Here is a 20,485-nt window from a genome sequence, read left to right as displayed (position 1 = left end):
AACCTGGTCGCTCGGATGCCAATGCCTGCATTGGCATGCCGACCAGCGGTGAGCGACCCTTGTTTCAAGGCGGCGGAAACTGCGCGGCGGTGCGTTGACCGTCGACATTGGAGAGCTTCTGCCAACGGAGCAGGTTACGCCAGCCGATAACGGTGGAGTCCCGGGCCCGCTCCCGGACGATCAATACCAGCGGCCGCCAGGTCTCTTTGGTCAGCAAAATATCGTCGATAGCCTGCCGGGCCTTTTCTGCAGCCTGCAAGTCCCCGCGCTGCAAAGCCAGTGCCTGAATGCCGCGGTAGCCGTCTATCTCGGCCCCGGCCCGGCCCTTCATCGAGTAGTTGACGTTGTATTGGCAATACTTGCTTTCCTTGCCCAGACGCTTGATCGTCGCTTCGAAGGTATCAAGCAGCATGGCTGCACGCAGGCGATTGTCCGGGGTGTTTTTATTGCCTGTCTCATCCGGCTCCAGGGTTTCGATACAACGCAGTAACCACAGATCGCGGTTAGCGTTGATCTCGGCCTGCATGTCGCGCGGCGTGGAGTAATGTCGGTCCAGATCGGCGTCCTGTTTGTCGCCAATCAGGAAGGGCGATATTTCGTTCTTTTCCAGCGCCCAGGCCAGGTCCCGGGACGCGCCCAGTTGCAAACCCAGCCCCTGACCCTGAACCCCATGATTGGCACCTTTTTCTGCTGGCGTGGCCGAGCTGGCAATCGGTGCGAAGTTCAGGTTGGCGGTGACCCCCGCCCGTTGCTGAGCGGTGTCACCCTTGGCGCCGACAACGCTGATGAATCCGCCGGTTTCCGTGCGTGTTTCCTTGATTCGATCCGCCTCTACGTACACCGAGGGTTCCGGCGTCAGGGTTTGAGAGGCTTGACTGGCGCCATCCTTGAAACGTACCGCCGGGACGCGCAATGCCACACGCGCCGCGACGTTGCGGGTGCTTGACGTCGCATCGATCTGGCTGACAGAGACCTCCGGGTTACGCGCCAGTATGGCTTCCAGCGGCCCGGCGTAACGCTGGCCCTTTTGCGGGTCGATGATGTCCCAGCGCACCATGCTGTCCAGAGCGTTAAGCATGTTGCCGCGCATTTCATCGTCCTTGTGACGGGTGCGAAAAAAGCGCATGAGGGTCGAACTGGTTTGAGTTTCCTGAGCGGTAACGCGGCCAGTGAGCGCAGCCTGTAGCCCCACACCTTCTGCAACCGCACTTCCTGCCGCCACACCGATGGTGGCCTCGGCAGCCTCGGTTCGTGCTTTGCCGAAGGACATTTCCATGCCCAGAATCGGCATGAACAGCTGGGCAAACGCTTCGTCACTGCGAGATTTCTCTGCCGAAAAGATCGGTGACACGATAGGCGATATCAAGCTGTAGGGCAGCGACGGCAAGCCTACGCCCAGCGTGCCTCCACCGCCCAGCCGCAGCCGGTCGCGCAGGCGACTTTCAAGAATGAACGGCTTGAAAAACGTCACGATGTCGCTTTTCGCGTTCAGGTGCCGAGATTTCAACAGCTTTATCGCCGCGCTCAAGTCCTGTTCGAGCACCTCTTCGACAGACTGAGCAGGTTGCAGCGCTGGCGGCAATATTTCGCGCAGGTGCTCATCAACACGATTGATTGCCTCGTAAACCGACAGCTTGCTGTTCGCCAGTTCGCGGTACAGCGGCGGCAGCTCTATGTGCTGAGCTTTGTGCAGTACGTTGACTGCGCGCTTGCCGTTCGCGTCCGGCTTATCCCATATCTGCGACAGCCGCTGCTGGTGGATGCGTGCCTTCAGCAGGCTTTGCATTGACTTGCCATCGCGTTTTTTCAGCGTCACCTGCGACAGGTGAGTGCCTTTCTTTTCCAGTGATTTCAGGTGATCAAGCATGGCGTGGGCTGCCGAGATTTCAAGTTGCAGTCCCGGTGCGCCCTTGGCGTTTTTCAGCGTCTCTTCCAGCCTGCTGATACGCGCGGAAATAACCTGATCAACCTGTTTTCTGGGCGATTGCAGGCCCATGCTTTCGCCCACCGAGTAGGCACGATCCAGTGTCGATTTGGCGAACGGTGTCTTGTTCAGCGTGGGGACCAGACGGCGCGGCAACGTGCTTTTCGCCGGGGCAGTTGCTGTTGTTTCCTGTGGGCTATTGGCCGCAACGGCGCGCATGACCCATTCCATCGTCGCTTTCTTCAAGCGCTGGTCATGTTGCGCATAGGGCGTGCCGGGAGCATTGCTGAAGTATCCGTTACGAACCGCGTTGTAGGCGGCATGATCGACATCGTCGAACGACTTCTCGTCTCCATCCAGCTTGCTGCGTGCCACCTGTTTGGCCGTTTGCAGCCAGGCTTTGACCTTGCTGTCGGGCTCATTTTGCTGCGCTTCGTCGGCATTCCAGAACACCCGTAAAGGTTTGGCCCGGTCAGCGACGATCGGCTCAGTACCGTCGCTGGAAAGCACCTGAAGAATCTCCATGCCGCGCGGCAAATTTGCCAGCTTTCGACAGAGGGCGAGGGTGTCCTTCTGCACGCTGTTGTTATTGGCGCTACGGGTCCTGACCGACTTCGACATCTCCTCGGCAACGCGTGGCCAATGTTCCAGCGGATGCTGGTTCAGTAAGTCGAGCACGCGGTTGGCCCGTGTGGCGTCGTTACCCGTCAACTCTGCCAGCGCCGACGTCACAACCTCGATAACCGCGAAGGCAGGCAACGGTGTCGGCGGGGGCGTGCCTTGCAGACGGTCGCCAATACGTTGCAGGGCCGTTTGAATCGCATCCGCGCCGGTTGCTGCGAAGGTATGCGCTTCGCTGATCTGGCTGGCAAGGTATTGCTCGCGGACGTTCTTGAGGGCGGTTTTGTCGATTCGTTCTTGGGCCTCGCCCTCTGCAGGCGCGATGACCTGTTCTGATGCGGGCAGTTTCTGATCAAGTGTCTTGAGTGCAAAGCGCTCGTCATTGACGATCGCGATTCGCTGATGAATCTCGCCCAGCTCGTCGTTTAGGCGCGCAACATCGGCATCGACCCGCACCAGTCTTTTTGCCAGTTGCTGATGCGTTTGCATGGCCTGTGAACGCGTTGCAAGCGTCTGTCCAATGGCGGTGTCCAGCCTGTCGGCTTCTTCCGAACCTTCGGGCGTCTCCTGTCGCTGGGCGCGCAACGCAGAAAGCTGCGTGTTGGCTTGCGCGGCCGTGTGCTCGGCCGCGGTCATGTCGTGATCGAGTGAAATCAGCTCACGAGTCTCTGCCACCTTGAGTTGCAGTTCGATTTCGATGGCAGCGTGCCGGTCGGCGAAACGGACATCCAGCGCCTGCATGCGTGTGCGCAACTCGCCCAGCCACTGCTGAGAGAACTCGGCTTTCTGTTCAATCTGATCCTGCCCCTCGCTCAGCGCGCCCAATTGCAGCACCTCCGTTCCCTGAATCAGCTCACGAAGTTGCTGACTGGCCAGGCGGGTGGTGGCGTCGGCTTGTTGAACGCGAGCCCTGGCGTGCTCCAGTCGTTCGGTCGACGAAGGCGGAGCGGCCTGTTCAAGTGATTCAAGATGTTCGCGCGCAGCGACCAGTGCGTGGGTGGCTGTGGCGAGCACCTTGCTCTGGTGATCGAGCCGGGTGCTCAGCTCTTTCACCGCCGCTGCGATGGTTTCAGGGCTTTGCTGTGAGTTGGTCCTGGTCTTGGCGTTGCTGCCATTGCTGGCGACTTCGCGCAGCGGGGCAGGCTTTAGCCACGGAAAAACCTTGGTGGTAATACGCCTTACCGTTGAAGGGGCGGGGCGCTCCCAGAGAGACGTCGGCGCCGCCTTCAGGTGGGTCAGCGCCGACTCCACCATGCGCTGCAGTTCATGCGCTTCCTTGAGCAACGGATCATGACTCTCCTCGTTCGATACCTGCTCACCTTCCTCCGGAATCCCGCTGCGCAAGGGCCGGTTGAGAGTACGACCGGTGCCGGGAATCCCGAGACTGAAATTGGTCTGACGTTCGGAAAGCTTGCCAGCGATGCGCGTCTTCAGCCCGTGTGCTTGCTGAACACCTGGCGCTGATTTAGGCGCAGCAGGATTGGCGACGGGGGCAGGCTCAGTCGCTCTTGCCGTGACCGGCGGTGGTGTGGGCTGCGATGTAGAGCCTGTTTCCACAGGTACAACCGGCGTAGCAGAACGAGTATTGATTCTTAAGGTCATGAGCGGGCTCCATCGGCTCAGGTAGCAAGTTCGACAGATCAATACAGGTGGTGGTAGTAATCGACACTGCACATTCGGTGGTGCGTAAAACGTATCTGAAGGTATCGCGCGTGACAGGCGGCACTGCTTCAAACTGCCAGGGCGACACGGGGAGGCGTGTTTGCTCTGGGCGAGGTGTGCGTGGCTGACCGCGGTTTGTGTCCTTTGGTGGGTCAGCCGGGGGCAGGTGCCTGAAACCGCCTCACTTGCTGTGATGGAGGTTTACGGACCTGTCTGGATGGGTGGTCGAAATGTGGGTTCGGTTCCGGTTTTTTGTTTTGATGAAAGCGGCGATGGGTTAGGGGTTGCCGGGAATTCAAGGGGCGGCGGGTTGATCGCCTATGCAATCGGGTGCGTTGGGGCCGATATAGATCATTCCTTCGTATACACCGGGCCGCAGTCGGTCACCCCAGAAAGTACCGCCGCCGCCCGTATGTCCAAAATCATACACTTCGCTTTCTCCCAGAAAAGCGTTGGTACGGTGGTCATATAGTCGGTCAAAGCCTGGAGCTATCCATTGAACAAACCACTGAGGTTTCTCAACTTTATCGGGAGTTCCCCATGGATGTAACCATGTAGGAAGCAGCCATGCTGGCGTATAGCTTTCGATTCGGTAACATTTGTTGGGGCTAATGATGACTTGATTTTCCTTTGTGGCTAAGCCCTTTTCCCACCATTGCGAAGCGGTCCAAAAGCTGAGTGCGATGGTGATGTAGGCTGCAAGAAAGATGATGCGCGTTGATAGCGGCTTCATTCTTGAGGCGTAGCACGTGTGGTGGGACGGTCCCCCATACAGTCAGAGACATTCGGGCCGATGGGGATCATTCCGGCGTAGACCATCCCTGACCCACCGCCCCAAGACATTGGCCCGCCTGCCGACTCCAGATCATAAATCTCGGTTTCCGAGATCAATTCGCCAGTGCGGTGATCGTAGAGACGGAAAAATGCAGGGTAGCCCCACCAAGGAAGCCACTTCGGTGGATGATCTTTATAGGGGTTGGCTTTTCTATGAAACATCATGGGCAAAATCCAGAACGGCTTGAACGTTTCAACTCGATAGCATCCACCCGGGCTGATATCAGGTTCGTTCAGGCTTTCCGCCAAGCCCTTTTCCCAGTACTCCGAAGCAGCCCATAGGCTTCCTGCGATAATGAAATAGGTTAGGAGGAATTTCATTGCTTGTGAGCTTGGTTTCAAGTCCATGTCCCCAGTTCAATGATCTGATCGAATTTTTTCCACAATACATCTGAGTAAATAAAAAAATCTCCGCCTTTACCTGTTTTATTTCGATATTCACGAAAGTTGCTATTGGTTATAGCTGCAAATGGTCCATCTTTGAGGCTTAGAATTAGATTTCCTTGAGGTGTCAGAGCTATGACAGTCTCCGCTTTGGTGAGTACGCGATCCTCTGTCCAAGTGCCCAGATATTGCAAGCCATTGAAGTCATAGTGGTCGCGAATATAAAACCCTAAATGTTCGATTTTGAAATAGTGCTTTGGCTGCCTGCTAATAAAGTGTTTTTTGCTAAAGGCCGTTCCCACAACGCCTACCTTAAGTGTTGCGAAACCTAATGCTCCGTACATATCGTCTACGACGTCCCATGTACTGCCAAATTCGGCGAAATTTATTTGAGCGAGGGTATCTAATTGGGTGGCTGTCATTGTTGTAGAACCCAACGTTAGCGATCCACCCCCTTTCCAACCAGCTTTTTCTAGTAAGCTATTAAGTTGATTGATCGCGTTAACCGTAGATATTCGGGACTCTGCAACTGCAACAGCTTCTCGACAACGCGAAAACTGCATTGCCCACGCCATCTTCACTATGTTTTCATCGCATTGGTCCGGAGGCAAGTCCATCGGATTAGGCTGAGTTCTCGGCTTTTTCCAATCCGTCGGCATCTCCCACCCCGGGCTATCAAACCATCGTTGCATTAACGCCGCAGCGGTATCCCAGCCCATGTTACGCATGGCGCCCGGAATGCGGGACAGGGCGAGGTTTTCGATGATGACTTGCTTGGGTGGTGTGTCCAAGGGTGCATAGGTGTGTGACACACCCTGTGGCAGGGCGAAGTAGGTATCGGGACCGACGGCATTGGTGCGCTGGAAATCATTCAGGGACATGTTCGTTTACTCCATTACAGGCCAAGGGGCGGAGGCGGCAAACTGCAGGGTCGAAGGGCTTGAGCTGCCATGTTTGCGGCTGTGGCCGTGCTCATCGAGGGTGCCGCGAGCCGTGCATTGGTTATGTTCCAGCAGCACATAATCCAGATGGCCAAGGCGATTGCGTTGGTGGGTGAGCATTTGAAAACGCTCGTCACACACGATTCGGTTTTGTCTGGAGGTCGACGAAGTGTAGGACTGAGCAAGTACGACGGGGGTATATGCCCGTTTCATTGGCGGGGTAGCGGGTATGTGTTCGGAGGAGGATTCTCTTTCGACCAGGAAAAAGTTCTGTTGGCAAGAAACCAGTCGTGCACCGCAGGTTGTCAGGTCACCTTCAAGCGCCAGTGGTTGGCCTTCTACGAGGTAGTCGTTCTGCCCGCTGATTATCTTGGTAGGGCCATGCAGCGGACAAATAACATCGCACCCGACATGCGCCGTGGGGAACCCACCAATGATATGGCTTTCGGAGCCTGTCATGACGTGTCCTCCATGATCCGTCATATCACCTACAACAATTGCCAATCGGTTCATGCAACTCTCCTTGAGCAGAACTGAAGTCATGGCCACTATTAACGCTCATCAATTTAAACAGCGTTGTTTAAGGGGTATGACTTTTGTTAATGCAATAGGAAGAGAGATAGCACTGTGTGTCGTGCGCGGAAATACCTTGTGGTTACGTTTTTATAATTAAAGACCGGACTTACCTATAATCAATCAGGCGTCTTACGCGGGGAATGACTTTTTCCCACAAACGGGATGAAGTTTGCTTTGCTTCTATGATGTATTGAGTTAGAAAGTATCTGGGTCGTTGAAACGAAAAAACGCGATGTTTACTCATCACCCTCCCGAAGAGGCAGCAAGCCGCCTCTTCGGTCCGGTGACTAAAAATCTTACACTCCGTTCTTGGCCTTAAACTCACGACGACGGCGATGCAGCACCGGCTCGGTGTAGCCGTTAGGCTGTCGCGTGCCTTCGATGACCAGTTCGACGGCCGCCTGGAAGGCGATGTTGCTGTCGAAGTCTGGTGCAAGTGGGCGGTACAGCGGGTCGTTGGCGTTCTGGCGGTCCACGACGGGGGCCATGCGTTTGAGGCTTTCCAGTACCTGAGTTTCGGTGACGATGCCGTGCCGCAGCCAGTTGGCCATGTGCTGGCTGGAAATGCGCAGTGTGGCGCGATCTTCCATCAGGCCGATGTCGTTGATGTCCGGTACTTTCGAGCAACCCACGCCCTGATCGATCCAGCGCACGACGTAGCCAAGAATGCCCTGAGCGTTGTTGTCCAGTTCGTTCTGGATTTCTTCCGGCGTCCAGTCGGTGTTCGGCGCGAGCGGTATGGTCAGAATGTCGTCCACCGAGGCCTGTTCGCGCTGGGCCAGTTCGGCCTGCCGGGCGAACACATCCACCTTGTGATAGTGCAGAGCATGCAGTGCCGCCGCAGTGGGTGACGGCACCCAGGCGGTATTTGCGCCTGCCAGCGGGTGGGCGATTTTCTGCTCCAGCATGGCGGCCATCAGATCGGGCATGGCCCACATGCCCTTGCCGATCTGTGCGCGACCTTGCAGGCCGCATTTCAGGCCGATATCGACGTTGGAGTTCTCGTAGGCCGAAATCCATTTTTCAGCTTTCATCTGCGCCTTGCGCACCACCGGGCCTGCCTCCATCGACGTGTGAATCTCGTCGCCGGTGCGGTCGAGGAAGCCGGTATTGATGAACACCACGCGCTCGCTGGCTGCCTGAATGCAGGCCTTGAGGTTGACCGTGGTACGGCGCTCCTCGTCCATGATCCCGACTTTCAGTGTGTTGCGCGGCAAGCCCAGCACCTGCTCGATACGCCCGAACAGCTCGTTGGTGAACGCGGCTTCCTGCGGCCCGTGCATCTTCGGTTTGACGATGTACATCGAGCCGCTGCGGCTGTTGCTTCGCGTGTTATTGCCGTTGAGGTTGTGGATCGCCGCGAGGCTGGTCAGCAGACCATCGAGAATGCCTTCCGGTACTTCGTTACCATGCTTGTCGAGAATCGCGTCGATGGTCATCAGGTGGCCGACGTTGCGGATGAAGAGCAACGAGCGGCCGTGCAGGGTGACTTCGCCACCTTGTGGCGTGGTGTAGACCCGGTCCGGGTTCATGGTGCGGGTGAAGGTTTCACCGCCCTTGGACACCGATTCGGCCAGGTCGCCCTTCATCAGGCCCAGCCAGTTGCGATAGACGACGACTTTATCGTCGGCATCGACGGCTGCAATGGAGTCTTCGCAGTCCATGATGGTGGTCAGTGCGGCTTCCATGAGGATGTCTTTCACGCCTGCCGGATCGGTCTGGCCGACCGGGCTTGCAGCGTCGATCTGCAATTCGAAATGCAGGCCGTTGTGCTTGAACAGCACGGCGAACGGTGCCGAGGCATCACCCTGGAAACCGACCAGTTGTGTATCGTCGCGCAGGCCGCTGTTGCTGCCGCCCTTGAGGCTGACGACCAGCTTGCCGTCGATCAGTTTGTAAGCTGTCGAGTCAGCGTGTGAGCCCGCTGCCAGTGGCGCAGCCTGATCGAGAAAAGCGCGGGCGAAGGCGATTACCTTGTCGCCGCGTACCTTGTTGTAGCCTTTGCCTTTTTCCGCGCCGCCTGCTTCGCTGATCGCATCGGTGCCGTAGAGCGCGTCATACAGCGAGCCCCAACGGGCGTTTGACGCATTGAGCGCAAACCGTGCGTTCATCACCGGCACGACCAGTTGCGGCCCGGCCATAGTGGCTATTTCTTCATCGACATTTTGCGTGGTGATCTGGAAGTCCGCTGCTTCCGGCAACAGATAGCCGATCTCCTGAAGGAAGGCTTTGTAAGCCGAGGCGTCGTGAGCCTGCCCGGCGCGCGACTGGTGCCAGGTATCGATCTTCGCCTGCAATTCATCACGTTGGGTGAGCAGTGCCTTGTTCTTTGGCGCAAGGTCGTGGATCAGTTGGTCCGCACCGGCCCAGAACGCGTTGGCATCGACGCCGGTTCCAGGGGTGGCTTCGTTCTGCACGAAGTCGAACAGGACTCTGGCGACTTGCAGGTCACCGACTTGAACGTACTCAGTCATTGCACTTGCCTCACTCTGCTCAGCAGGGTCGAGCACACTCGGGGAGCGCTCTGTTATTGATCTTGGTGTCATGTAGTGTGCGGTTCTGGATACTACATGAGCCGTCGTCGCGTGAAAACGTCGCTGAATATGTCACTAAACGACTGGATGCCCGCATCGGGTCACGATTCATATTCCTGGTGTTCCCGAAAGCGCTCAGGATTGTTCCATAAAGCGTGGCAAACGGTACACGATTTAGCGCTCACGAGCTGCCTCCGGTCCTGTCTATACTCGAGCGACCGACGCCGTTTTCAAATCACTTGCACAGTAAGAGGAATTGACCGTGGATCATCTCGTCGTAACGCTGGTTGCTCCGGACAAACCGGGCCAGGTCGAACGCATCGCGCGGTGCATCGCCGAACAGGGCGGTAACTGGCTGGAAAGTCGCATGTCGCGCATGGCCGGACAGTTTGCCGGGATCCTCAAGGTAGGTGTCGAGCCGGAAAAGTACGACGACCTGATCAAGGCCCTTAACGGGTTGTCCGCTCACGGCATCCGCATGCTGCTGGCCGACAGTGCGGTAGAGACAAACGACACGACCCGGCTGATCAGCATGAAACTGATCGGCAACGATCGCCCAGGCATCGTGCGTGACATCACCTATTTGCTGGCCGGGCAGGGCGTCAACGTTGAACACCTGATTACCGATGTCTCACCTGCGCCCATGAGCAGCGAGCTGCTGTTCCATGCCGAAGCGGTGCTGGGGGTGCCGGTGGGCTTGTCGCTGGATGATCTGCAGGCCGGGCTTGAGACGCTGGCCGATGATCTGATGGTGGAGTTGGTGCTGGGGGCTGAGGAGTAAGTCGGTTGCAGGTTATCCAGATTAACCGTGCACCTGCCTGTGGATAACCTGGGGGAATAGCCCTGCGCGCCTTGTCCGCCGTGACCTGGCGAGCATTGATCAAAAAACCAGCAGTTTCAATGGCTTGTGCACAGATAAGGTCAGCCTACCTGTGGATAACCGTTGGAGAACCCTTTGCAGGCCACGGGATGTATGGCCTGCAGAGAATTGTTTGTTTTTTGATCAGCCTTTGCTGCGGGATTTGAGCCAGATGTCGACGCTGTAGATCGCCAGTCCGGCCCAGATAAAGGCAAACGTAATGATGGTGCTGGTGGCCAGATGTTCGCCATAGACAAGCACGGCCAGCAGCAAGACCAGTGTCGGGGCGATGTATTGCAGAAACCCCAGTGTGGTGAAGGGCAGGTGCCGGGCGGCGGCGTTGAAGCAAACCAGTGGAATCAGGGTCACCGGCCCTGCTGCGGCGAGCCAGATGGCCTGGGTGGTGCTCCAGAATTCTGCCTGCGCGCTGATTGCAGTGGGGTTGAGCGTCAGCCAGATGAGCGCCGGCGGCACCAGCATCCAGGTTTCCACCACCAGACCGGGCAGGGCCGCCACGGGTGCTTTTTTGCGGATCAGGCCGTAGAACGCAAAGGTTAACGCCAGCGCCAGTGAGACCCACGGCAGGCTGCCAACGTGCCAGACCTGCTGGGCAACGCCAATGGCCGCGAAGGCGACCGCCAGCATTTGCAGGCGTCTGAGGCGTTCGCCCAGCAGCAACATGCCGAGCAGTACGTTGACCAGCGGGTTGATGTAGTAACCGAGACTGGCCTCAAGCATGCGCCCGTTATTCACTGCCCAGACGTAGACGATCCAGTTCGCAGCGATCAACGTGCCGCTCAATGCCAGCACGGCAAGGCGTTGCGGATTGTTGCGCAGGTCGCGCCACCAGCCGGGATGCTTCCAGAACATCAGCACAATCGAGCCGAACAGGGCCGACCAGAGCACGCGATGGATGATGATCTCGATGGCCGGAACGGCGGAGATGGCTTTGAAGTATATGGGGAACAGTCCCCAGATGATGTAAGCACTCAGGCCCAGAATGTATCCGCGGCGTGGATTGGCAGCTTGCATGGAGCGTCCCTTAAATACAGAAATTTCCGGTTTTATTATGGGGTGATGCGATGGTTCGTTTGAATCTTGTTCACGCAGGTGCGCTGATGCTTATACACATATCCGACTGATTCACGCCAAGTGGAGCTGCTCAAGAGCGGACGCAGAGCGTCCAGAACGGCATGCTCTGGGTACTCGAGGCAAGTGCGTGCAGCCAGCGTCAAAACAACTTCAGCGGTTCTTCATTCAGTGCTGCCATCTGCTCGCGCAGGGCCAGGATATGGTCGCCCCAGTAACGCTCCGTACCGAACCACGGAAAACTGTGCGGAAACGCGGGGTCATCCCAGCGACGGGCAAGCCAGGCGCTGTAGTGCATCAGGCGCAGGGCACGCAGCGGTTCGATCAACGCCAGTTCGCGCGGGTCGAAGTCATGAAATTCGTTGTAGCCGTCCATCAGCTCCGATAACTGGCCGAGACGCTCCTGACGATCACCGGCCAGCATCATCCAGATGTCCTGAACGGCAGGGCCAAGGCGACAGTCGTCCAGGTCGACGATGTGAAACATTTCGTCGCGGCACATCATGTTGCCGGGGTGACAGTCGCCGTGCATGCGGATGTTGGTGTGCGGCGTGGCGGCATAGACGTCTTCGACACGTTTGAGCAGGTCACGGGCTACCGACTCGTAAGCGGGCAGCAGACTGCGCGGGATGCAGTCGTTTTCCAGTAGAAAGTTGACCGAGTCATGGCCGAAGTTTTTCACGCCCAAGGCTTCACGGTGCGCGAACGGTTTGGTCGAACCAACGGCATGCAGACGCCCCAGCAACTGGCCAAGGCGGTACAGCTGATCCAGATTGCCAGGCTCCGGTGCGCGCCCACCGCGACGCGGGAACAGCGTGAAGCGAAAACCGGCATGTTCGAACAGGGTTGCGCCGTTATGCACCATAGGCGCAACGACGGGTACTTCGACCTCGACCAGTTCCGAGGTGAAGCTGTGTTCTTCAAGAATGGCTTCGTTGGTCCAGCGCTGTGGCCGATAAAACTTGGCGATCAGCGGTTGGCCGTCTTCGATACCGACCTGATAGACGCGGTTTTCGTAACTGTTGAGCGCCAGGATGCGTGCATCGCTGAGAAAACCAATGCTTTCAACGGCATCCAGGACCAGATCGGGAGTAAGTGTTGCAAACGGGTGAGCCATGACTACTCCTGCGCGCAGCAGGTTGCCGCGTCGGACCGCTGATGGTAACGCAGACCGGTCCCGGATCGCCAAGCCCCTTCCTTTTAATGTGCGGGCAGGCTCGTTTGTCATCAAAAAGTCATGACCTGTTAGTCATATAGCCATGTTCGCCGCCTAGAGTCGCCGTCAATGAGATCGATCTCAAGCGAGCGACAATGACAGATCTGAAGCAGGTTGCGCGTCTGGCCGGGGTTTCCCGGGCCACCGCTGCACGCGCCTTTGCAAGCCCCGACGTAGTGCGTTCCGAAACCCGTGAACGGGTATTCGCGGCCGCTCGTGCCTTGGGTTTTCGTCCAAACCGGCTGGGACGCCAGCTCCGTTTGCAAACCACCAACCTGATTGGCGTGGTGGTGCCCAACCTGCTCAACCCGGTGTTTGCCGAACAGTTTCAGGCCATGGAGCGGGCGGCGCGGGCGCGGGGCTATAACCTGCTGCTGGCAACCACCGACTACACCGCCGAGCGTGAAAGCGCCGTTGTTGAAGAACTGCTACGCCAGCGGGTCGACGGGCTGGTGCTGACGGTGACCGACGCCGAGCACAACCGTGTCCTGGAGGGCCTGGTCAGCGAAGACACGCCGTTCGTACTGGCTTATCACCAGACCCGCCATCCGGATTACAGCGCCGTGTCTGTGGACAACCGTGCAGGCATGGCGCTGGCGACCCGCTACCTGATCGATGCAGGCCATCGGCGCGTTGCCATGGTGGCCGGGCCGGCCATGCAGTCCGACCGCGCCCGTCTGCGCTATGACGGGTATTGCGACGCCATGGTCGAGCGAGGGCTTGCGCCGCTTCCAGTGATTGAAATGCCTGCCCATACCAATGCCGATTTTGCCGCGCTCGAACCGTTATTGCGCGGTCCGAATGCGCCCAGCGCGCTGGTCTGTTCCAACGACCTGCTGGCCATCAGCCTGATCGCCGAGTTGCGCCGCCATGGCTGGAGTGTTCCCGAACGCCTCTCGGTCATCGGCTTCGATGGCATCACGCTGGGCACGCAGATGCACCCGACGCTGTGCAGTGTGGTTCAGCCGATTGGCGAACTGGCACGCATGGTCATCGACCAGTTGCTGTCGCGGATTGCCGGCGCAGCACCGGTTTCTCATTGTCTGCCGTGCCACATCCGGCCCGGCGAAAGCACCCAGCCCTACCAGGAGATGCTTCATGTCACGCCTCAGTAAAACCCTTGCGGCATTGCTGTTATGCGGTGCGGCCAGCCTCGCCCAGGCCGCCGAAACCGCCATCTGCTACAACTGTCCGCCCGAATGGGCTGACTGGGGCACCCAGCTCAAGGCCATTGCCGACAGCACCGGTGTCCAGGTGCCGCTGGACAACAAAAACTCTGGCCAGGCGCTGGCGCAAATTGTCGCCGAGCAGGCCGCGCCAGTCGCAGACGTGGTCTATTACGGTGTGACCTTCGGCCTGCAAGCGCAGAAGGCCGGCGTGGTAGATACCTACAAACCCAAGCACTGGGACGATATTCCCGCAGGCCTGAAGGACCCTGAAGGACACTGGTTCGCCATTCATTCCGGCACGCTGGGCATCATGGTCAACGTCGACGCGCTCGGCGGTCTGCCGGTGCCGCAAAGCTGGGCTGATCTGCTCAAGCCTGAATACAAGGGCATGGTCGGTTATCTCGATCCTTCCAGTGCATTTGTCGGCTACGTTTCCGCCGTTGCGATCAATCAGGCCATGGGCGGCACGCTGGACAACTTCGGGCCAGCCATCGACTACTTCCAGAAACTGGCGAAAAATTCGCCCATCGTGCCCAAGCAAACCGCGTATGCACGTGTGCTGTCCGGTGAGCTGCCGATTCTGGTCGACTACGATTTCAACGCCTATCGCGCCCGTTACAAGGATAAGGCCAACGTTGCGTTTGTGATTCCGAAGGAAGGCACCATCGGCGTTCCGTATGTGATGAGCATGGTCGCCAAGGCGCCCCATCGGGCCAATGCCGAGAAGGTGCTGGATTACGTGCTGTCCGACGAGGGGCAAGCGCTGTGGGCCAAGGCCTACCTGCGTCCGGTACGTTCGAAGATGCCTGCCGACATTGCAGCGCAGTTTCTGCCGGACAGCGACTACGCCCGTGCCGGTGTGGTGGATTACCAGCACATGGCCGCCGTGCAGGAAGCTTTCGCCGCCCGCTATCTGCGTGAGGTGAAGTGATGTCAGCCTCGCCGGGACACGCGCTGGCTCTGCGCAAGGGTGGATTACTGTGGCTGCGGCTGCGCCCGACCGCTGCAGTGGCGCTTGCTCCGGCGCTGGCGGTACTGCTGGCCTTCTGGTTGCTGCCGTTGACCCACCTGATCGTGCTCGGTGCGCAAGGTGCTGATGGCAATGGCAGCGGTTACTGGCAGGTACTGAGCAGCGCTCAATACCTGGGCAGCCTGGCGCAGACCTGTCTGTTGGCGCTGGTCGTCACGCTCGCAGCGTTGCTGGTCGGCGGCATCAGCGGTGTGTTTCTGGCTCGCAACGCGTTTTTCGGACGCTCTGCGCTGGTGGCGTTGCTGACTTTTCCTCTGGCGTTCCCTGGGGTGGTGGTCGGCTTTCTGGTGATTCTGCTGGCGGGACGCCAAGGCATCTTTGCCGCACTCGGGCTGGAGCTGGCCGGTGAGCGATGGATATTTGCCTACTCGCTGACCGGGCTGTTCATCGGCTACCTGTATTTCTCGATTCCGCGAGTGATCCTGACCGTCATGGCGGCTTGCGAAAGCCTGGACCGCAGCCTTGAAGAGGCCGCTCATTCATTGGGTGCCGGTCATTGGCGGGTAGTGTGCGATGTGATCGTGCCAGGGCTGGCACCTGCGCTGGTGTCTTGCGGTGCGATCTGCTTCGCTACGTCGATGGGCGCATTCGGCACCGCCTTTACCCTTGGCACCCGCCTGAACGTTACGCCGGTAGCGATCTACAACGTATTCACCAACTACGCCAATTTCACCGTGGCCGCAGCGCTGTCGGTAATCCTCGGGCTGGTGACGTGGGCGGTGCTGTTGCTGGCCCGTCGCATGGTCGGCAAATCGGGAGTCGTCCTGTGAAACGTTCTCCACTGTTTGCTGCGCAGCTGGCGTTCACGCTGGTGGTCTGTGCCTTCATGCTGGTCCCGGTGGTGCTGTCACTGCTTGCCGGGCTGACCCGCAATTATTTTCTCGGCCTGTCGAGCGGTTTGACGTTCGACTGGCTGGTGCAGGTCTGGCAGGCCTACTCACCGACCGTCTGGCTGTCCCAGCAACTGGCCGTGGCGTGCGCAATGTGCGTGTGCGTGGTCGGGGTTCCGGCGGCGTATGCGTTGGTGCGCATGAACAATCGCTTCAGCCGGGCCTTCGAGGAACTGATGGTCTTGCCCGTCGCCATGCCCGGGCTGGCCAGCGCCCTCGCTTTATTGCTGACCTATGGCCAGTTCGGCAGTTTTCGCAGCAGCTGGCTGTTCATTCTGGTCGGCCATGTGCTGTTTACCCTGCCGTTTCTGGTTCGGCCGGTCATGGCGGTGATGCAGCGCCAACAACTGCCGGTGCTTGAAGAAGCTGCCGCCAGCCTTGGGGCCGGACCGATCAAACGCTTTTTCAGCGTGGTGGTGCCCAACTGCCGGGCCGGGATTCTCGCCGGCGTGTTAATGGTCGTGACCCTGTCGCTGGGCGAGTTCAACCTGACCTGGATGCTCCACACGCCGATGACCAAGACCCTGCCGGTCGGTTTGGCCGACAGCTACGCCTCGGCCCGGCTTGAAGTTGCCAGCGCCTACACCCTGCTTTTTCTGTTGCTGATTGTGCCGCTGCTGATTGCGTTGCAGGCCATCAGTGCGCGTCTTGCCCGTGGAGAGAGCCAATGAGCGGAACCACTATTCGCCTGAAAGGCTGCCGCAAGGCATTTGCCGACGGCACCGTTGCTGTAAAGGATCTGCACCTGACCATCGAACCCGGCGAAACGCTGGCGATTCTCGGTCCGTCCGGTTGCGGCAAGACCACCACCTTGCGGCTGATTGCCGGTCTCGAACGACCGGATGTCGGGCAGGTGCTGTTCGATGATCAGGATGTCACGCGTCTGCCCATCGAGCGGCGTGACGTGGGGATGGTGTTTCAGAGTTACGCGCTGTTCCCCAACCTGGATGTGGCCGGCAACATCGTGTACGGCCTGAAAATTCGCGGCGTATCGCCCGCCGAACGCAACAAGCGTTGTGATGAGTTGCTGGAACTGGTCGGCCTGACGGGGCATGGCAATCGCCGCGTCAACGAACTGTCCGGCGGTCAACGTCAACGAGTGGCATTGGCCCGGGCGCTGGCTCCGCGGCCCAGAGTGCTGTTGCTCGACGAGCCTCTGGCAGCGCTGGATGCACAGTTGCGTGAGCGCCTGCGCAGCGAACTCGACCAATTGTTGCGCGGGCTGGGCATCACCTCGGTATTCGTCACCCACGATCAAGGCGAAGCGATGGCCTTGGGCGACCGGATTCTGGTCATGGAAAAAGGCTGCGTATCGCAGTTGGCGACGCCCAGAGAAATCTATCAACAGCCTGCCAATGCCTTCGTCGCCGGGTTCGTCGGCAATCTCAATGCGTTCAGTGTGGTCGAACGCACACCTGCCGGTCTCAAGGTGAGTGGCGGCGAGTTGCCGTGGAGCGGTGCGGATCTGCCGGGCACGGTGTATTGCCGTCCGGAACATCTGCGTTTGATGCCGGAGCACGACCTTCTTCATAGCCATCTTCAGGGACGCCTGGTCGGACAGTTTTTTCAGGGCGCACAAAGTCGCTTGCTGGTCGATGTCGGTGGCCCTCAGCCGCTGTTGGTCGACAGTACCGACAACGTGATTCATGCCGCCAACGCGGTCATCGCCCTGAATGTCGAGCCGCAGGCGTTGTTCTCCCTGCATTCCTGACATTGCTCGCCTAGAGAGATTATTTTGAATCGTCCGTTTCTTATTGCCCAGATCAGTGACCTGCACCTCAAAGCCGATGGGCGTCTGACCTACGGCGTGGTCGATACCCTTGGCGCATTGCGCCGTGCCGTGGCACATATCAACGCCAGCAAACAGCAGCCTGACATTGTGGTGATCAGTGGCGATCTGGTGGACTTTGGTCGCGAGGACGAATACGCCGTGCTCAAGCCTGAACTGGAACGTCTGCACATGCCGTTTTATCTGGTGCCCGGCAATCATGATGACCGGCAGAACCTGTTGGCGGCGTTTGCCGATCAGGTGTATCTGCCGTTGTCGGCCGGCGAACCTCTGGACTGGGTGGTGGAAAAGTACCCGGTGCGCCTGATCGGTATGGATACGACCATCCCCGGCGAGCACGGCGGGCGACTGGATTACTGCCAGCTGGACTGGCTGAATGCGCAACTGTCGCGCCGTGCCGATGTGCCGACCATGATCATTCTGCATCATCCGCCGTTCATTACCGGTATCGGCCACATGGACCGTGAACCCTTCGGCAACGCGTCAGCGCTGGAGCGTTTGATCGCTCAGCACCCGCAAGTGGAGCGTCTGTTATGCGGACATTTGCATCGACCGATGCAGCGGCGTTTTGGCGGCAGTGTGGCGAGCATCTGCCCTGGCACCTCACATCAGATCGTGCTGGACCTCGACAAAGCCGCGCCTGCACATTTCAATCTGGAACCGGCAGGGTACGTACTACACCACTGGGACCCGGAGCAGGGACTGGTGAGTCATAACGCAGTGTTTGGCGATCACGAAGGGCCATACCCGTTCTACGATGTGAACGGGTTGATTGATTGAGTGAGCGTTCTGTGGCTGATTACTCCCACGCTCTGCGCTCGGCGTTCTACACAGAGTCCGCTTTTGATTCTGGCCGGAGGTCGTGGGAGTGGACTTGTCCACGAAGAAGCCGGTGCATTCTCCGAAAATGTATTGTTTGAACTACCGTCTTCGCGGACAAGTCCGCTCCCACAAAAATACACATTTTAAAGCCGATCAGGCACCGATAACGCCGCCGTCTTCGCGGGTAATTACCATCACCGATGAGCGCGGTTTGCCATTGGGCAAGTGCTCCGGGAAAGTAGAGCCGCCGTTTTCACCGGGATGCTGGATGCCGATGAACATCGTTTTATAGTCCGGCGCAAAGCTGATACCGGTGATTTCGCACCCGACCGGGCCCACCAGAAAACGGCGGATTTCGCCGCTGGCAGGGTCGGCGCAGAGCATCTGGTTGTTGCCCATGCCGGCGAAGTCGCCCTTGTTGCTGGAATCGCCGTCGGTCTGAATCCACAGGCGACCGGCTTCATCGAAGTTCAGACCGTCGGGGCTGTTGAACATGTTTTGCGCGTTGATGTTGCTCGACCCGGCCTGCGGTGTACCTGAATACACAGCCGGGTTGCCCGCGACCACGAACAGGTCCCACTCGAAGGTCATCGCCGAAGCGTTGTCGTCGTTTTCGTGCCAGCGCAGGATCTGTCCGTACTGGTTCTTGGCTCGAGGGTTGGGACCGCCGACAGGCTGGCCTTCCTCGCCGCGTTTGATGTTGTTGGTCAGCGTGCAATACACCTGGCCGTCCTTGGGGCTGACCACGATCCATTCCGGGCGGTCCATGCGCGTGGCCTTGACCACGCTGGCAGCCAGGCGTGCATGGATCAGCACTTCAGCCTGATTGTTGAAGCCGGCTGCCGCATCGAGGCCATTCTTGCCGTGGGTCAGTTCGATCCACTGGCCCTTGCCCTTCGGACGATCCGGGTTGCTGTCGCCGCTATCGAACTGCGCCACATAGAGCGTGCCGTGGTCCAGCAGGTTGCGGTTGGCTTTCGGATTCTGGTGATCGATCTTGTCGCGACTGATGAACTTGTAGATGAACTCGCCACGCTCGTCATCGCCCATATAAACCACGGCGCGGCCACCCTTGGTTTGGGTAAACGCCGCGTTCTCATGCTTGAAGCGCCCGAGTGCAGTGCGTTTGACCGGTGTGGATTTGGGGTCGAACGGATCGATCTCGACTACCCAGCCGTGGCGGTTGACCTCGTTGGGGTTTTTCGCAACGTCGAAGCGCGGATCGTGCGGGTGCCAGTTGATTTCCTTGCTGGCGGCAACCACGCCATAGCGCTTCATGCCTGCGTCGAACTTCTGTTCCGGATTGCTGCTGCCGAAGCAGTCGGTGAAGTTCTCTTCGCAGGTCAGGTAAGTGCCCCACGGTGTCTGGCCGCTGGAGCAGTTCTGAAATGTGCCGAGCGCCTGGGTGCCGGTCTTGTCGGCATCCGTTTTGAGCCAGCCGTGCCCGGCTGCCGGGCCACTCAGGCTGATCGGCGTGTTGCCATGAATACGACGGTTATAGCGCGAGTCCTGAACGAACTGCCATTTGCCATTGTGCTGCTGAACCTCGATGACCGACACGCCTTCTGCAGCCAGGGCCTTTTGCACTTCTTCAGCCGACTGCGGCTCCTTGCCATGATCGAAAAGGTAGCGATAGTTGGTGTATTCATTGTTGATCGCCATCAGCGCGCGATCCTTGTGGCCTGGCATCGGGAACAGACACATACCGTCGTTGTTGTCGCCGAACTGCACTTCCTGGGCCTGGGCAGTGCCCTTGCCGCTCGGGTCGAAAGCCGGGCCGCCTGCCTGCAAGGGCTGGCCCCAACTGATCAGCACAGATGAGTTGTAGCCTTGCGGCAGGCTGATGCTGTCGGCGGTTGCGGCAGGGATACTCTGGAAACCCAGCAATGTGCCGGACGCTGCGCTGACGCTGTTCGCCAGAACCGTGCGACTCAACAGGTTGCCACCCAGAAACATCGCTGCGCCGCACAGGGCACCTGCGCTGATGAAGCCCCGGCGGGTGAGGCCGATCCGGTCTGTGCCGATCATGTGTTGCAGATCGGTGGTCTGATTTTCTTCTAATAGTTTCATCATCACGGCTCCCTCGAATATGGCAGCCACCTTAGTGCGCACATATGACGGAATTGTGTCGCGGTAATGACTTGC

Annotated in this window: 16 protein-coding genes; 7 read left to right on the top strand and 9 right to left on the bottom strand. The window is 58.7% G+C overall.

The features are described 5' to 3' along the window. Nucleotides 1-64: 64 nt before the first annotated feature. The 6 genes from ALO80_RS04230 to ALO80_RS04205 form a co-directional block, all read right to left on the bottom strand. Nucleotides 65-3,799, bottom strand: a complete 3,735-nt coding sequence (locus ALO80_RS04230) for a coiled-coil domain-containing protein (protein ID WP_174518941.1) — start codon at nt 3,797-3,799, stop codon at nt 65-67. 703 nt (nt 3,800-4,502) lie between these two features. After that, nucleotides 4,503-4,940 (bottom strand): hypothetical protein, encoded by a 438-nt coding sequence (locus tag ALO80_RS28985; protein WP_083493136.1) that lies wholly within the window; start codon nt 4,938-4,940, stop codon nt 4,503-4,505. Then, nucleotides 4,937-5,389 (bottom strand): hypothetical protein, encoded by a 453-nt coding sequence (locus ALO80_RS04220; RefSeq protein WP_162491659.1) that lies wholly within the window; start codon nt 5,387-5,389, stop codon nt 4,937-4,939. The genes ALO80_RS28985 and ALO80_RS04220 overlap by 4 nt, the downstream gene beginning before the upstream one ends. Beyond that, complete coding sequence (locus ALO80_RS04215) at nt 5,380-6,306, bottom strand: DUF6402 family protein (RefSeq protein ID WP_055008055.1); 927 nt, start codon at nt 6,304-6,306, stop codon at nt 5,380-5,382. Before ALO80_RS04215 ends, ALO80_RS04220 begins: the two co-directional genes overlap by 10 nt. A gap of 6 nt (nt 6,307-6,312) precedes the next feature. Continuing rightward, the gene (locus ALO80_RS28980) at nt 6,313-6,879 is read right to left on the bottom strand and encodes a PAAR domain-containing protein (protein ID WP_083493135.1); all 567 of its coding nucleotides are present in this window, start codon (nt 6,877-6,879) and stop codon (nt 6,313-6,315) included. Between the two features lie 359 nt (nt 6,880-7,238). Then, a complete protein-coding gene (locus tag ALO80_RS04205; protein ID WP_055008053.1) occupies nt 7,239-9,416 on the bottom strand; it encodes a malate synthase G in 2,178 nt (725 codons plus the stop codon). A gap of 322 nt (nt 9,417-9,738) precedes the next feature. Here ALO80_RS04205 and ALO80_RS04200 point away from each other — a divergent pair, with 322 nt between their 5' ends. Continuing rightward, nucleotides 9,739-10,257, top strand: coding sequence for a glycine cleavage system protein R (locus tag ALO80_RS04200; RefSeq protein ID WP_055008052.1), 519 nt, complete (start codon nt 9,739-9,741; stop codon nt 10,255-10,257). Between the two features lie 222 nt (nt 10,258-10,479). Here the strand turns inward: ALO80_RS04200 and rarD are convergent, their stop codons facing one another. Together rarD and ALO80_RS04190 are read right to left on the bottom strand one after the other, a co-directional pair. Next, entirely contained in the window at nt 10,480-11,367 is an 888-nt protein-coding gene (gene rarD, locus ALO80_RS04195) for an EamA family transporter RarD (RefSeq protein ID WP_055008051.1), read from the bottom strand. Between the two features lie 199 nt (nt 11,368-11,566). Next, entirely contained in the window at nt 11,567-12,541 is a 975-nt protein-coding gene (locus ALO80_RS04190; RefSeq protein WP_055008050.1) for a serine/threonine protein kinase, read from the bottom strand. 194 nt (nt 12,542-12,735) lie between these two features. On the opposite strand from ALO80_RS04190, the gene ALO80_RS04185 reads away from it, so the two are divergent. The 6 genes from ALO80_RS04185 to ALO80_RS04160 are packed head-to-tail and all read left to right on the top strand — an operon-like array spanning nt 12,736 to nt 18,298. Then, nucleotides 12,736-13,755, top strand: coding sequence for a LacI family DNA-binding transcriptional regulator (locus ALO80_RS04185; RefSeq protein ID WP_054985675.1), 1,020 nt, complete (start codon nt 12,736-12,738; stop codon nt 13,753-13,755). After that, complete coding sequence (locus ALO80_RS04180; RefSeq protein ID WP_055008049.1) at nt 13,739-14,740, top strand: ABC transporter substrate-binding protein; 1,002 nt, start codon at nt 13,739-13,741, stop codon at nt 14,738-14,740. Before ALO80_RS04185 ends, ALO80_RS04180 begins: the two co-directional genes overlap by 17 nt. Continuing rightward, nucleotides 14,740-15,609 carry an ABC transporter permease gene (locus tag ALO80_RS04175; RefSeq protein ID WP_055008048.1) on the top strand — a complete coding sequence of 290 codons (870 nt, stop codon included), beginning with the start codon at nt 14,740-14,742 and terminating at the stop codon, nt 15,607-15,609. Before ALO80_RS04180 ends, ALO80_RS04175 begins: the two co-directional genes overlap by 1 nt. Then, the gene (locus ALO80_RS04170) at nt 15,606-16,400 is read left to right on the top strand and encodes an ABC transporter permease (RefSeq protein WP_055008047.1); all 795 of its coding nucleotides are present in this window, start codon (nt 15,606-15,608) and stop codon (nt 16,398-16,400) included. Before ALO80_RS04175 ends, ALO80_RS04170 begins: the two co-directional genes overlap by 4 nt. After that, complete coding sequence (locus ALO80_RS04165; RefSeq protein ID WP_055008046.1) at nt 16,397-17,440, top strand: ABC transporter ATP-binding protein; 1,044 nt, start codon at nt 16,397-16,399, stop codon at nt 17,438-17,440. The genes ALO80_RS04170 and ALO80_RS04165 overlap by 4 nt, the downstream gene beginning before the upstream one ends. Before the next feature lie 24 nt (nt 17,441-17,464). Then, nucleotides 17,465-18,298 (top strand): phosphodiesterase, encoded by an 834-nt coding sequence (locus ALO80_RS04160; protein ID WP_055008045.1) that lies wholly within the window; start codon nt 17,465-17,467, stop codon nt 18,296-18,298. Nucleotides 18,299-18,493: 195 nt separating this feature from the next. Here ALO80_RS04160 and ALO80_RS04155 read toward each other — a convergent pair whose 3' ends face one another. Then, on the bottom strand, nt 18,494-20,410 hold the full coding sequence (locus ALO80_RS04155; RefSeq protein ID WP_055008076.1) for a PhoX family protein: 1,917 nt from the start codon (nt 20,408-20,410) through the stop codon (nt 18,494-18,496). Nucleotides 20,411-20,485 lie beyond the last annotated feature (75 nt).

The organism is Pseudomonas caricapapayae (assembly GCF_001400735.1).
Taxonomy (GTDB): Bacteria; Pseudomonadota; Gammaproteobacteria; order Pseudomonadales; family Pseudomonadaceae; genus Aquipseudomonas; species Aquipseudomonas caricapapayae.
The sequence above is the reverse complement of the archived record's forward strand: the minus strand, read 5'-3'. Positions and strand labels throughout refer to the sequence as shown.

What these genes read in the sequence shown, in the direction of transcription:
- ALO80_RS28980 (WP_083493135.1), bottom strand. Translation starts at nt 6,879, where the DNA reads ATGAACCGATTGGCAATTGTTGTAGGTGATATGACGGATCATGGAGGA.
- ALO80_RS04175 (WP_055008048.1), top strand. Translation starts at nt 14,740, where the DNA reads ATGTCAGCCTCGCCGGGACACGCGCTGGCTCTGCGCAAGGGTGGATTA.
- ALO80_RS04220 (WP_162491659.1), bottom strand. Translation starts at nt 5,389, where the DNA reads ATGGACTTGAAACCAAGCTCACAAGCAATGAAATTCCTCCTAACCTAT.
- ALO80_RS04230 (WP_174518941.1), bottom strand. Translation starts at nt 3,799, where the DNA reads ATGGTGGAGTCGGCGCTGACCCACCTGAAGGCGGCGCCGACGTCTCTC.
- ALO80_RS04185 (WP_054985675.1), top strand. Translation starts at nt 12,736, where the DNA reads ATGACAGATCTGAAGCAGGTTGCGCGTCTGGCCGGGGTTTCCCGGGCC.
- ALO80_RS04155 (WP_055008076.1), bottom strand. Translation starts at nt 20,410, where the DNA reads ATGAAACTATTAGAAGAAAATCAGACCACCGATCTGCAACACATGATC.
- ALO80_RS04180 (WP_055008049.1), top strand. Translation starts at nt 13,739, where the DNA reads ATGTCACGCCTCAGTAAAACCCTTGCGGCATTGCTGTTATGCGGTGCG.
- rarD (WP_055008051.1), bottom strand. Translation starts at nt 11,367, where the DNA reads ATGCAAGCTGCCAATCCACGCCGCGGATACATTCTGGGCCTGAGTGCT.
- ALO80_RS04190 (WP_055008050.1), bottom strand. Translation starts at nt 12,541, where the DNA reads ATGGCTCACCCGTTTGCAACACTTACTCCCGATCTGGTCCTGGATGCC.
- ALO80_RS04165 (WP_055008046.1), top strand. Translation starts at nt 16,397, where the DNA reads ATGAGCGGAACCACTATTCGCCTGAAAGGCTGCCGCAAGGCATTTGCC.
- ALO80_RS04215 (WP_055008055.1), bottom strand. Translation starts at nt 6,306, where the DNA reads ATGTCCCTGAATGATTTCCAGCGCACCAATGCCGTCGGTCCCGATACC.
- ALO80_RS04205 (WP_055008053.1), bottom strand. Translation starts at nt 9,416, where the DNA reads ATGACTGAGTACGTTCAAGTCGGTGACCTGCAAGTCGCCAGAGTCCTG.
- ALO80_RS28985 (WP_083493136.1), bottom strand. Translation starts at nt 4,940, where the DNA reads ATGAAGCCGCTATCAACGCGCATCATCTTTCTTGCAGCCTACATCACC.